The sequence below is a fragment of the Pseudomonas sp. genome (assembly GCF_041601375.1).
Taxonomy (GTDB): domain Bacteria; phylum Pseudomonadota; class Gammaproteobacteria; order Pseudomonadales; family Pseudomonadaceae; genus Aquipseudomonas.
The window spans coordinates 1-12,229 of sequence record NZ_JBFIIG010000129.1; the positions used below are offsets into that span (position 1 = coordinate 1).

The following is a 12,229-nucleotide window of genomic DNA, read 5'->3' on the forward strand; positions in this document are numbered from 1 at the left end:
GCCGCCAGTTCGTGCAGGAAGCTCTTGTCGTCGATGGCGTGCACCGCGTCCAGGCGCAGGCCGTCGAAGCGGTACTCCTGCAGCCATTGCAGGGCGCTGTCGATGAAGAAATCGCGCACCTGCGGGCGGCGAAAGTCGATGGCATCGCCCCAGGGGGTGGGTAGGTCGTGACGGAAGAAAGCCTTGGCATAGTGGCCGAGAAAGTTGCCGTCCGGGCCGAAGTGGTTGTAGACGACATCGAGAAAGACCATCAGGCCGTGGCCGTGGGCCTGGTCGATCAGCTGCTTGAGCGCTTCCGGGGGACCATAGGAGGCTTCCGGCGCATAGGGCAGGACACCGTCGTAGCCCCAGTTGCGCGCACCGGGAAATTCCGCCAGGGGCATCAGTTCGATCGCCGTGATGCCCAGCTCGGCCAGGTCGGCGAGGCGTTCACCGAGCGCCGCGTAGCCGCCCATCGCCCCCACGTGGACTTCGTAGATCACCGCCTCGTGCCAGGGCCGGCCGCACCATTCGGGGTGCTGCCAGTGATAGGCCCGGGGGTCGACCACCAGGCTCGGCGCGTGGACGTCGCCGGCCTGGGCCCGCGAGGCGGGGTCGGGCACGTGCAATTCGCCATCGATGCAATAGCGGTAGCGCGTACCGGCGCCGCAGGCGATTTCGCCACAGAACCAGCCGGCCGCCTCGGCCTGCATCGGCCAGCATGCGCCGCCCTCGATCGCCACGCCGACCGTCTGCGCATCCGGGGCCCACAGGCAGAAACGCGTACGCCCGGCCTCGAGTAGCTGGGCCCCGTGGTGGTGGGGGCGGTCGTGCAGCTCTGTCATGGCCGCTTCCTAGACCGACCCGCGGACCGTGCGCCGGCGCTCGAGCAGGTTGAGGTAGAGCTCGGCGTAGGGGGCGATCGCCTGGCTCCAGAAGAAGCGCGAGGTCATTGCCTGGCAGCGCATGGCATGCAACAAGCGGGGGTGGGCATAGACCTTGAGCGCGCGCTCTATCGCCTGCCAATAGCTGGCGGCGTCGGCGTGGTCGAACAGGAAGCCGCTGGTGCCATCCTCGATGCTGTCCGCCAGGCCGCCGGTGCGCCGGGCGATCGGCAGGGAGGCAAAGCGTTGCGCATACATCTGGCTGAGCCCGCAGGGCTCGTAACGCGACGGCATCAGCAGGAAGTCGCTGCCGGCGAACATGCGCCGGGCGTCGGTTTCATCGAAACCGATATGCACGCCGATGCGTCCGGGGAAACGCTGGCCGAGTTGGCGCATGCGCTCCTCGATCAGCGGTTCACCGCGGCCGATGACGGCGAGCTGCCCGCCGGCGGCGACTATGTCGGCGGCGACCGCTAGGGTCAGGTCGATACCCTTCTGCTGCACCAGGCGCGAGACCACGGCGAACAGCGGCCCGGCCGAGGGCTGCAACTGGAAGCGCTGGCGCACGTAGGCGGCATTCGCCGCCTTGCCTTGCCAGTCGCCGCTGCTGAAGTTGTCCAGCAGGTGGGGATCGCTCTGCGGATCCCAGCTCTCGTCGATGCCGTTGCGCATGCCGCTGAGCAGGCCTTGGCGCGTCTTGCTCGCGAGTATGCCCTCCAGGCCGCAACCGAACTGGGCGGTGGTGATTTCCCGCGCGTAGGTCGCGCTGACGGTGGTGATCCGGTTGGCATAGGCGATACCGGCCTTGAGATAGGACAGCTTGCCATGGAACTCCAGGCCCTCGGGCTGGCAGGCCGCGGCCGGAATCCCCAGTTCGGGGCGGCATCCCAGGCTGTACAGGCCCAGGTAGGCGAGGTTATGGATGGTGAACACGCTGGGGGTGGTCTGGCCGCGCCAGTGCAGGTAGGCCGGGGCCAGTGCCGCCGGCCAGTCATGCGCGTGGATCAGGTCCGGACGCCAGAGAATGCCGCTGTTGCCCGCCGCGATTTCGGCGGCCGCCAGGCCCAGGCGGGCGAAACGGATATGGTTGTCCGCCCAGTCCTGGCCCTTTTCGTCGGTGTAGGGGCTGCCCGGGCGCTCATACAGCTCCGGGCAGAGCAGCAGGTAGACGATCAGCCCATCGTCGAAATCGATGCGCCCGAGCTTGCAGGGCGGCAGAGCGGCATGCCCGCCGATGCGGCCGACCACCCGGATCGGATAGCCGCTGTCGAGCACTTCGCGGTAGCCGGGCAGGAGCACGCGAACATCGTGGAGGTCGGCTAGGGCGCGGGGCAGGGCGGCGCAGACTTCGCCGAGACCGCCGGTCTTGATCAGGCCGCCCAGCTCGGAGGTGACGAAGAGGATATTGCGCCTGCCCGGTTGGAAGCTGTGAAGATGCAGATTGGGATTGCCGGGGGCGTACAGGTTGGTTGCAGCAGCATTATTTTTGCGACGCTCTTGAGCTGGGAACTGTAGTCGGGAATCTACCATTGAGTCCTCCGTAAACAGATGATCCAGGTAGGAAGCTAAAAAAACGGGCGGCGCGCGGGATGTTCTCCCTACGCCCTGTTGAAAAAAAGTACCCGGGCAAAAATGGCGACCGCCGAACCGGGACTCGATGCGCCGCTGAAAAATACGCAATTTCCTGAGCTTCTAACCAGCCGAATAATCGAGTGTTCTGGCCCTGCGAGCAGGGCTTCGCTTCATCCATTCTTTTCCTCGCAGCCGGGAAAATGTACCTATGGCTGAAATTCAACCTACCCATTGACTATAGCCATCAGCCCACAAGGATGTGGCTCGTCCCTGATCGTTGAGCCGCCGCTGGTCTTCTTTTTGGCTATGTCTGCGTTAGTGGTGCAAGCGCTTTTTGACCGCAAATCTGCGCGTCCGGTGGGCCGGGCGGCGTTCCGCTTCAGCCCACCAAGATTCGGCGATCAGGATCGGTGGGCTGAAGCCCAGCCTTGAAGTTGTTCTTCAACCAATAACGGCTACCAGCTGCCCGTCAACAAGGTTCGCGGTGGGTGAATCCCGAGCGGTAGCTTCGGGTAGATCCATAGCGCTGGTCGCAAGGATTTGCCAGGCACGGCTTTGCTCGACAAAATCTCGCTCCGATTCGGCCAAAGGTGCCGGACGCCGATGGTGAAAAGGGGCTGGAGTTGAACGAACAGATATTGTCTATGCGCCTGGAGCGTGTGGCGGCGCATGTGCCAGCAGGTGCGCGGCTAGCCGATATTGGCTCGGATCACGGCTACCTGCCGGTGGCGTTGATCAGCCGTGGTGCCATCGCGACTGCGGTGGCTGGGGAGGTGGCCTTGACACCATTCCACGCGGCTGAACGTAGCGTACGCGAGAGCGGCCTGAGCCAACTGATCAGCGTGCGCCTGGCAGATGGTTTGGCGGCAATCGAACCGAAAGACGCAATCACGGCAATCAGCCTCTGCGGTATGGGCGGCGAGAAGATTCGCGACATCCTCGACAGCGGCAAGTCCCGCCTGAGTGGTCGGGAGCGCCTGATCCTGCAGCCCAACGGCGGTGAGCAACCGCTGCGCCAATGGCTGATGGACAATGGCTACCGCATCCTTTGCGAGGAAGTGCTGCGGGAAAACCGCTTTGCATACGAAATCATCGTTGCCGAACGCTCTGGGCCGGTGATCTACACCGCCGAGGAACTGTACTTTGGCCCGCTGCAGATGCAGCAGCGCAGCCCGGCGTTCCTGGCCAAGTGGCAACGCATGTTACGTCTGAAGCAGCAGACCCTGGCCGACCTCGCTCAGGCGCGGCAGGCGGTGCCCGAGGAGAAGGTGCAGAAGCTCGCCCGACAGACGCAGTGGATTATTGAACTGCTGGCTTGAGCCTTTACGAGTGACTTTTTCTGGTCGACTGCTGTTTGTTACCCACTGGCAGAGATCGGCCAGAAGCAGCCCCTTATCCTTAATCTTTCCAAAGCAGCCACATACCCTGCCGTTTCTTTGCTCGTCGGCGAGCGACTGGGATGTCGCGATCACTTGCCTTGATCGTGCCGACTCCTGAATAGGTTTTTTCAAAAGACTGCATGGGATAACCTTGCACCACGAATCAACCATGAAGTTGCGAACTGAACGATGGGTTTTGAACAACTAGCTGAGCTACGTGACCGCCTGCGGGCCGAAAAAGTGCAGGTACAGACTGATAGCACGAAGCAGCGCAAGCGGAAGCCCCCCCTGCAAACGAAGCCTCGTGAGCAAGACCCGGCGGTGGAAGCGATCTGGCGATTGCAGAAGCACTTTCCATTGGCCTTTCCGGTCAATCCGGCCCCCAAGGCTCCGCTAAAGGAGGGCATTCTCAAGGATGCCGAGCAACATCTGGAGCTGCTCGGAATATCCAGCGAACAGCTCAAGCAGGGCATCGCTACCTGGTGCCGGGGAAGTCGATACTGGGCAAGCATGACGGAGAATGCGCCGCGCTTGGACTTGAGCGGCCAGGCAGTTGGCATGGTGACGGCGGCTCAGGCGCTGCATGCCAAGCAGCAGGCTAAGCGGCAGCGCGGACAAGCACGACGTAATCAGACAAAGCCGAAAGAGCGTATACAGGTCCCCGCCGCCGATACCGCTGTTGAACCGATCGTGGATTAAACTCACTCGCGCTCGGCATTGAGTCGCCCAATCACTCCAGTCACTGGCAAGGTGCGCGAGGTGATGGAAAGGCGATTCGAAGGGCAGCAAACGGCCGAGGCTGTGTAAAAACGTTTTCGAGCCGGTTCGAGGGTCTGAATCGGAACAAAAATCGCGCTCCTACGCAAATTTCAGGTCTGCTGACTGACCAAGCTGCGGCAGATTTTAAGTAGCAACGCAGACTTCAAAACGGAGTCAGCGTTTTTACACAGCCTGGGCCGATACCTGCCATTCGCCAGCGTCCACTATGGGTCGATTCCGGCCGGTGATGACCGGCAGCAGTCGACACATAGCTGCTGGTTGGGGAGGGTCGGTAGCGGTGCGGACGACTTCCAGTGGCCGTATGCCTTGGCCACCGTCGCCCAGCCCGGCAACACCGGCAACGAGTAAACGAAGCGCCTCGAACTGCATATTTGTCTCGCTACCTGCCCCTATGCCCGACCTTCGCTCGGGTGGTTGAATGCCAGGAAATGCCGTACCACGGGCCTGCCTTCGCCCCGATGGAAACGCAGCACTTCGGTCTGTATGTCGGCGTCCGCCTTGGAAACCCGGTGATGCTGACGCAAATGCTCGGCCCAGGACTCGACCTGGAACCATTCGAGCATCAGGCCAGGATCGGCCGCATCCTCGGTGATGCCCCAGGCGTAGGCGCCATCGCGCCGCCGCTCGGCCGACAGCCGGGCCAGCGCCTTGAGGAAGTCGGCGCGTTCCTCCGGCGAGATGCGGTATTCGATCTGGATCAGTACCGGTCCCCGATCATGCTCGACCGGTGCCGCCGTCAGCGGCTCGGGCCAGTGTCTGGAGGGCATCAGGTCGGCCTCGCCCTTAGGCAGCTTGAGCCGATGGGCGCCCAGGCCCAGCACGACCAAGCCGGCGGCACCCGTCAGCAGCGTGAACGGCACGCCGATCAGTGTCGCCACTGCGCCCCAGCCCAGGCTACCCGCGGTCATGGCACCGTTGAACACCGTGAGATACACCGCCAGCGAGCGGCCGCGCACCCAGTTGGGCAGGATGGCCTGCGCCACGCCATTGAGCGTGGTCAGCGCAGTGATCCAGGCCGCGCCCAGCGCCAGCAAGGCAGCCACCGCCGCCCACTGCGGCGGCGCGAACGAGAGGAAGGCCATGACCGCCGCCGTCACCAGCGCCGCCAGCAACAGCAGGCCGTCAGCGCTCAGGTGTTCACGCAGTTTTGGCATGATGATGGCTCCAGCGATCGCGCCCAGGCCGACGGCGCCAAGCAGGATGCCGTAAAAGCCGGCGCCGCCGCCGAGCAGGCTGCGCGCCACCAGCGGCAGCAGAGCCCAGACCGAGCTGGCCAGGGCGAAGAAGACGAAAGCGCGCACCAGGACGACATGCAGCTCGCGGCTGGCGCGGGCATAACGTAGCCCCGCGCGGAATGCGCCAGGGAAACGCTCGGCCAGCACATCCTGTGCGGCCACTGGTCGCCGCCACCACAACAGTGCGGAGATGACGAAAACATAGGTGATGACATCCACCCCATAGGTGAACGCCGCCCCCAGGCTGGCGAGGATCAGCCCGCCCAGCGCCGGGCCGACGGCGCGGGCGATGTTGATCCCCAGCGAATTGAGCGCCACCGCGTTCTTGAGGTCTTTCTTCTCCACCAGTTCGGGCACGATGGCCTGCCAGGTCGGCCCCATCAGCGCCGCGCCGATGCCGCCGAGGAAGGTCAGCGCCACCAGCGAGGTGACCGATTGCAGACCGGCGAGTGACAGCAGCATCAGGCAAATGCTGACACTGGCCAGCAGGAACTGGATGGCGATCAGGAACTTGCGCCGGTCGAGGATATCGGACAGCACGCCGGCGGGAATCGCCAGGAGGAAAATCGGCAGTGTCGCGGCGGCCTGCACCAGCGCGACGGCCGCGGGCGATGGCGACAGATCCGTCATGATCCAGGCACTGGCGACATCACGGATGAAGCTACCGGTGTTGCCGATGATCGTCGCGACCCACAGGGCTCTAAAAAGCGTCTGCCGCAGAGGCGCGAAACTACCGGCAGACGCGGAAACCGATTGCGCTGATTCCTTGCTCATGACGCCTCTCGCTCTTTCAGATCCAACCAGGCGACCAGCAGGAATCCGCCCACCAGTCCGAGATGCTCGAAGAACGAATTGGCGGCCATGAAGCGTTCCTGCCCCGTCGGCAGTTCCCAGAAACGCAAGGCGGGCGAGCCGAGCACCGGCCGCACGGCAGCGGCCAGCTTGCGCTCGAACGAGTTGGACGTAGGCATGGGGCAGTCTCCTCTACACGGCCCAGCAGGAGCAGCCCAGGGCACCGAAGAAGCTCCTGGCGTCCGATACCGGGGCATTGGAGGCCCAGGCGCGCGCGTGGTCATGGCCATGCAGGCCGCAGGAGCTGGCGCAGCCGCACGAAGCCGCGGCCTGGGCGCGCAACGGCGCCAGCGAGTTCCTGCCGGCCCCGTCGGGCTCGCCCCAGGCGCCGTAGCCCTTGAAGGTGCGAGTCGGCGACCAGTCGGGCATGGCCGGTGGCAGCGGGTTGTCGTCGAGCGGCGCGAAGTCACCCGCACCGTAGACCACGCGCCCGCCGACCACGGTCAGGTCGGAGGTGAGGAAGGAGATCTCGTCCTCGGGGACCGTGAAGTAGTCCTTGCTCGGCACGATCAGGTCGGCGAACTGACCGGCCTGGATGCGTCCGCGCTTGTCTTCCTCGTTGGAGAACCAGGCGACGTTCTCGGTCCACATGCGCAACGCGGTCTCGCGATCAAGCAGGTTGGCCCGCGGATACAGGCCGAGGCCGCCGACTGTCTTGCCGGTGGCCATCCAGGACAGCGACACCCATGGGTTGTAGGAGGCCACACGGGTGGCGTCGGTGCCCGCCGAGACCTTCACGCCCTTTTCCAGCATGCGCTTGACCGGAGGCGTCGCCTCGGCGGCACGGGCGCCGTAGCGCTCGACGAAGTATTCGCCCTGGTAGGCCATGCGGTGCTGCACGGCGATGCCGCCGCCGAGCGCCGCGATGCGGTCGATGGACTTCTCCGAGATGGTCTCGGCGTGGTCGAAGAACCAGTTGATTCCCTGCAGCGGGATGTCCTGGTTTACCTTCTCGAACACGTCCAGCGCGCGCGTGATGGTTTCGTCGTAGGTCGCGTGCAACCGCCACGGCCACCTGTTCTGCGCGAGGATGCGCACCACGTCCTCGAGTTCGCCTTCCATCTCCGGCGGCATGTCGGGCCGTGGTTGGCGGAAGTCCTCGAAGTCCGCCGCGGAGAACACCAGCATCTCGCCGGCGCCATTGTGGCGGAAGTAGTCGTTGCCCTGCTTGTACTTCACGCTGGAGGTCCAATTGAGGAAGTCCTCCTTTTCCTCCTTGGGCTTCTGCGTGAACAGGTTGTAGGCCAGCCGCACGGTCATCTGCCCCTCGTCGGCCAGCTTCTGGATCACCGCGTAGTCGTCGGGGTAGTTCTGGAAGCCGCCGCCGGCGTCGATCACGCCGGTCACGCCGAGGCGGTTGAGTTCGCGCATGAAGTGGCGGGTGGAGTTGACCTGGTAGTCGAACGGCAGCTTGGGCCCTTTGGCCAGCGTCGCGTAGAGGATCATCGCATTGGGCTTGGCCAGCAGCAGGCCGGTGGGGTTGCCGTTGGCGTCGCGGGTGATCTGGCCGCCCGGTGGCTCGGGGGTGTCCCGGGTGTAGCCGACGGCGCGCAGCGCGGCACCGTTGAGCAGCGCACGGTCGTACAGGTGCAGCAGGAACACCGGCGTGTCGGGCGCGACCGCGTTGATCTCGGCGACGGTCGGCAGGCGCTTCTCGGCGAACTGGTGCTCGGTGAAGCCGCCGACCACGCGCACCCACTGCGGCGCAGGCGTGATGGCCACCTGGCGCCTGAGCATGTCCATGGCGTCGGCCAGCGTTCGCACTCCGTCCCAGCGCAGCTCCAGGTTGTAGTTGAGGCCACCGCGGATCAAGTGGGTGTGGTTGTCGAACAGGCCGGGCAGCACGCTACGGTGCTTGAGGTCCACGACCCGGGTGCCAGAACCCGTCAGGGACATGACCTCCTGGTCCGAGCCCACGGCGAGGAACTTACCGTCCTTGATGGCGACGGCGCTGGCGACGGGATTGGCGCGATCGAGCGTGGTGATCTGACCATTACGGAAAATGATTTCGGGAGCGGAATCGGTCACGGTGGACTCTCCTGTTCTGAGGATTTCGGCGACGGCGTTGCGCCCCAATACGCTACCCAGCGCCAGCGTCGAGGCGGCGCCGAGGAATTTTCGGCGGGATGTCATAGGTGGCGGCCCTCACATCCGGGGGTTCGACAATGCCCACCCCGGAGGCTGTTGCCTGGTGGGCGAGCGCCAAGACAGCTTGCTTAGGTTCGCTCGGATTCCTCCGCCTCTGGTTTGGCGTGCCGTCCGGGCAGTTGGCCGAACAGATGGCTGGTGGCTTGGGTCTTGTCGCAGGCGGCGCTGAAGGCCGTGCCGCCGAGCAGTTGCTTGCCGATCGGAATGACCTGCTCACCGACCAGGATCCCGAGCAGCCCGACCAGGGCTACCAAGGGTGGCGCCGGCGAGCGCACGTTGAGCAGGCTGTAGACAACGCCGACCAGCAGGCCGGCGCCCAGGGACAGGGCATAGAGCTTCATGCTTCACCTCGCTTCACGGCTACTGGTGTGCCGATTCTCCCGTGGCGTGGAGCCATCGCCCGCATGCGCGCGACGCCTCCTGCCACAGCGGGCTTACTTGGCTGGGTTGGGGCCGATGCGCTCGCCGTGCTGCACGCGCTCTGGAGCCTTGTGCACCATGGTATAGGCGTAGTCCACACCCATGCCGTAGGCGCCGGAGTGTTCCTTCACGATCGCCATCACGTCGTCGTAGGTTTCCTTGCGCGCCCAGTCGCGCTGCCATTCGAGCAGCACCTGCTGCCAGGTCACCGGCACGATGCCGGCCTGGACCATGCGGTCCATGGCGTACTTGTGTGCCTCGACCGAGGTGCCGCCGGAGGCGTCGGCGACCATGTAGATTTCATAGTCGGTGTCGTGCAGGCACGACAGCGCGAAGGTGGTGTTGCACACCTCGGTCCACAGGCCTGAGACGACGATCTTCTTGCGGCCGGCGGCGGCGTGCTTGGCCAGCGCGTCGCGCACGTTCTGGTCGTCCCAGGAGTTCATCGAGGTGCGTTCGAGGAGCTTGTTCTCGGGGAACACGGCCAGCAGCTCAGGATAGGTGTTGCCGGAGAAACCGTCGGTCTCGACGGTTGTGATGGTGGTGGGGATGCCGAACGCCTTGGCGGCCTTGGCCAGACCCACGACGTTGTTCTTCAGCACCTGACGGTCGATCGACTGCACGCCGAAGGCCATTTGCGGCTGCTGGTCGATGAAGATGACCTGGCTGTTCTGCGGAGTCAGGACTTCGAGATACTTGTTGGACATGGTGGATCTCCTTCAAGGATTGAACGGGTTTGAAAGCGGCGGCACACGCTGCTGCCTGCGCAGCATTCGGCCGGGACCGGTGGCTGCGAGAACCACCGGGACGGGCCCGGTGCCGGGGATGCCGCGAAATCCCCCGCACCGTGAAACTTGCGGCTCAACCGGCGGCGTCCACCAGGACCAGCTCGGCATCCTTGCGGGCAGTAACCCGGATGAGCTCCTCTCCGTGGATCGCGGCGCCATCGCGCACCTCCAGCAGCACGTCGTTGACCTCGACCCTGCCCTTGGCCGGCACCAGGTAACCGTAGCGCTTGGCGTCGGCGAAGCGGTACTCGACCGTCTCGCCGGCTTTCAGCGTCGCCCCCAGCACCCGTGCGTCGGTACGGATCGGCAGCGCGTCCTCATCGCCTTCCGCGCCGCTGGCAAGGGCCACGAACTGGCCGGAACGGTCGCCTTTCGGGAACGGCTTGGAGCCCCAGGCTGGTGGCTCGCCGCTGCGGTCGGGGATGATCCAGATCTGGAAGATGCGCGTGATATCCGCCTCCAGGTTGTACTCGGAATGGCGAATGCCGGTGCCTGCACTCATCACCTGCACGTCGCCCGCCACGGTGCGGCCCTTGTTGCCGAGGTTGTCCTGGTGGGTGATCGCGCCTTCGCGGACGTAGGTGATGATCTCCATGTCCGCATGCGAGTGCGGCGGGAAGCCTGTGCCCGGCGCGATGGTGTCGTCGTTCCAGACCCGCAGCGCACCCCAGTGCACGCGCGTCGGGTCATGGTATTCGGCGAAGGAAAAATGATGCTTGGCATCGAGCCAACCGTGGTGGGCGCCACCGAGGCTGTCGAAGGGACGGCGTTCGATCATGCTGTTCTCCAGGTCGAGTTCGTTTCGATGGAGTCACTATAGGCAGCTGGATTGGTGCTGAGAATGGAATTAATGGAAAGTAATTCTTTCCACTTTTGTTGTTATATGTGGCAAATCTGATGCTCATTTCGGAGAATAGTATGGGATCGATGTGATCGGATTATTTCCCGGACTGCCATGAAGAAACTACCGGATCTCGAAGCGTGGGCGATCTTCGCCAAGGTGGCGGAAACGGGCTCCTTCGCCCGCGCCGCGGCCGGACTCGGCCTGTCGCAGGCCACCGTTTCCAAGGCCATCACACGCCTGGAAGGGCGCATGAAGACCATGCTGTTCCATCGCACTTCGCGGCGGATGTCGCTGACCGAGAGTGGCCACGCCGCGTTGGAGCGTGCCTCTCGCATCCTGGCCGAGGGTGAAGCGGTCGAGGCCGAGGTGACCGAGCAGTCGACCAGCCTGCGCGGGCTCATCCGGATGACGGCGCCGATGTCGTTTGGTCTCTCGCACCTGGCGCCGATGCTGCCGGATTTCATGGTGCGCCACCCCGATGTGGTGCTCGACGTCAATTTCAGCGACGAATTGCTCGATCTGGTTGCCCAGGGCTTCGACATGGCCCTGCGGATCTCGACCCTGGCCGATTCCAGCTTGCTGGCCCGGCGCCTATGCACCGTGCGTATCCTGCTGGTCGGCACCCCGGCCTATTTCGAGCGTCATGGGCGTCCTGGCCACCCACGCGACCTGGCCGGGCACCGCGCACTGCAATACAGCTATTCGCGTGGAGGCAGCAGTTGGCGTTTCCGGCACAAACGGCATGGCGAGTTCACCCAGGCAATGCCCACATCATTGCTGGCCAACAATGCCGAGGCGCTGGAGCCAGCCTTGCAGGCGGGACTGGGCATGGCCCTGCAGCCCGAGTTCCTGGTCTGGAAGCACCTGCAATCGGGGGCGTTGGAGACGGTGATGGAGGACTGGCAAGTAGAGCCGATCGCGCTGCACATCGTGACCCCTCCAGGACGCAGCCGCCCGGTTCGCGTGCAAGCACTGATCGACTACCTGGCCGAGCGCTTCGCTAGCGCGCCGTGGGCGCAGGCTGGCGGGAAGTTGGAGTGAATTGCCACCTTGAATCGGATGAGGACTGCGCCTAGCCGACATGCACATGGGCGGACATATCTCCGCAGGCGTGGACAAACATCAACCAAACCACGGTCACCGATCTGCGCCAACTGAGCGCTTTTGGCCGATAGCGGTTGCCGAACTGTCTACGGCGCAGCGTCGCTGCCACCCATCGATAGGACGCTCATCTGCTCAGGGGTTAGGGTTCAGCCGCAGCGGAATCCGGCGCTGGCCGAAGTCGCCGGCATGCTGGTCGAAGCGCCCGGCGATGGTGGTGAGGCACTGCGGACAGCGCCCCTCGGCA

11 protein-coding genes are annotated in these 12,229 nt (G+C 64.4%); 3 read left to right on the forward strand and 8 right to left on the reverse strand.

Annotated elements, in window-relative coordinates; genetic code table 11:
- On the reverse strand, positions 1–824 hold an 824-nt coding region (locus ABZE94_RS15640; RefSeq protein ID WP_372876417.1), incomplete at its 3' end, for an alpha-amylase family glycosyl hydrolase.
- Between the two features lie 9 nt (positions 825–833).
- Positions 834–2,393, reverse strand: coding sequence for a glycogen synthase GlgA (gene glgA / locus ABZE94_RS15645; RefSeq protein WP_372876418.1), 1,560 nt, complete (start codon positions 2,391–2,393; stop codon positions 834–836).
- Positions 2,394–3,058: 665 nt separating this feature from the next.
- Between glgA and ABZE94_RS15650 the strand changes: the two genes are divergently transcribed.
- Together ABZE94_RS15650 and ABZE94_RS15655 are read left to right on the forward strand one after the other, a co-directional pair.
- Entirely contained in the window at positions 3,059–3,754 is a 696-nt protein-coding gene (locus tag ABZE94_RS15650) for a tRNA (adenine(22)-N(1))-methyltransferase TrmK (RefSeq protein ID WP_372876419.1), read from the forward strand.
- Positions 3,755–4,003: 249 nt separating this feature from the next.
- Positions 4,004–4,513 (forward strand): ProQ/FinO family protein, encoded by a 510-nt coding sequence (locus tag ABZE94_RS15655; RefSeq protein ID WP_372876420.1) that lies wholly within the window; start codon positions 4,004–4,006, stop codon positions 4,511–4,513.
- 470 nt (positions 4,514–4,983) lie between these two features.
- Here the strand turns inward: ABZE94_RS15655 and ABZE94_RS15660 are convergent, their stop codons facing one another.
- The 6 genes from ABZE94_RS15660 to ABZE94_RS15685 form a co-directional block, all read right to left on the reverse strand.
- Positions 4,984–6,603: an MFS transporter gene (locus ABZE94_RS15660; RefSeq protein WP_372876421.1), complete on the reverse strand. Its 1,620-nt coding sequence runs from the start codon at positions 6,601–6,603 to the stop codon at positions 4,984–4,986.
- Complete coding sequence (locus tag ABZE94_RS15665; protein ID WP_372876422.1) at positions 6,600–6,800, reverse strand: hypothetical protein; 201 nt, start codon at positions 6,798–6,800, stop codon at positions 6,600–6,602. Before ABZE94_RS15665 ends, ABZE94_RS15660 begins: the two co-directional genes overlap by 4 nt.
- Before the next feature lie 13 nt (positions 6,801–6,813).
- A complete protein-coding gene (locus tag ABZE94_RS15670; RefSeq protein ID WP_372876423.1) occupies positions 6,814–8,814 on the reverse strand; it encodes an amidohydrolase in 2,001 nt (666 codons plus the stop codon).
- Positions 8,815–8,897: 83 nt separating this feature from the next.
- Complete coding sequence (locus ABZE94_RS15675) at positions 8,898–9,170, reverse strand: XapX domain-containing protein (RefSeq protein WP_372876424.1); 273 nt, start codon at positions 9,168–9,170, stop codon at positions 8,898–8,900.
- Between the two features lie 93 nt (positions 9,171–9,263).
- Complete coding sequence (locus ABZE94_RS15680; protein ID WP_372876425.1) at positions 9,264–9,956, reverse strand: hydrolase; 693 nt, start codon at positions 9,954–9,956, stop codon at positions 9,264–9,266.
- A 154-nt stretch (positions 9,957–10,110) separates the two neighbouring features.
- Positions 10,111–10,815 carry a pirin family protein gene (locus ABZE94_RS15685; RefSeq protein ID WP_372876426.1) on the reverse strand — a complete coding sequence of 235 codons (705 nt, stop codon included), beginning with the start codon at positions 10,813–10,815 and terminating at the stop codon, positions 10,111–10,113.
- A 177-nt stretch (positions 10,816–10,992) separates the two neighbouring features.
- On the opposite strand from ABZE94_RS15685, the gene ABZE94_RS15690 reads away from it, so the two are divergent.
- Positions 10,993–11,922, forward strand: a complete 930-nt coding sequence (locus ABZE94_RS15690; RefSeq protein ID WP_372876427.1) for a LysR substrate-binding domain-containing protein — start codon at positions 10,993–10,995, stop codon at positions 11,920–11,922.
- The last annotated feature ends 307 nt before the right edge of the window (positions 11,923–12,229 follow it).

Excerpts from the sequence above, each read along its gene's own strand:
- ABZE94_RS15690 (WP_372876427.1), top strand. The coding sequence starts at position 10,993 with ATGAAGAAACTACCGGATCTCGAAGCGTGGGCGATCTTCGCCAAGGTG.
- ABZE94_RS15670 (WP_372876423.1), bottom strand. The coding sequence starts at position 8,814 with ATGACATCCCGCCGAAAATTCCTCGGCGCCGCCTCGACGCTGGCGCTG.
- ABZE94_RS15675 (WP_372876424.1), bottom strand. The coding sequence starts at position 9,170 with ATGAAGCTCTATGCCCTGTCCCTGGGCGCCGGCCTGCTGGTCGGCGTT.
- ABZE94_RS15680 (WP_372876425.1), bottom strand. The coding sequence starts at position 9,956 with ATGTCCAACAAGTATCTCGAAGTCCTGACTCCGCAGAACAGCCAGGTC.
- ABZE94_RS15665 (WP_372876422.1), bottom strand. The coding sequence starts at position 6,800 with ATGCCTACGTCCAACTCGTTCGAGCGCAAGCTGGCCGCTGCCGTGCGG.
- ABZE94_RS15685 (WP_372876426.1), bottom strand. The coding sequence starts at position 10,815 with ATGATCGAACGCCGTCCCTTCGACAGCCTCGGTGGCGCCCACCACGGT.
- glgA (WP_372876418.1), bottom strand. The coding sequence starts at position 2,393 with ATGGTAGATTCCCGACTACAGTTCCCAGCTCAAGAGCGTCGCAAAAAT.
- ABZE94_RS15660 (WP_372876421.1), bottom strand. The coding sequence starts at position 6,603 with ATGAGCAAGGAATCAGCGCAATCGGTTTCCGCGTCTGCCGGTAGTTTC.
- ABZE94_RS15655 (WP_372876420.1), top strand. The coding sequence starts at position 4,004 with ATGGGTTTTGAACAACTAGCTGAGCTACGTGACCGCCTGCGGGCCGAA.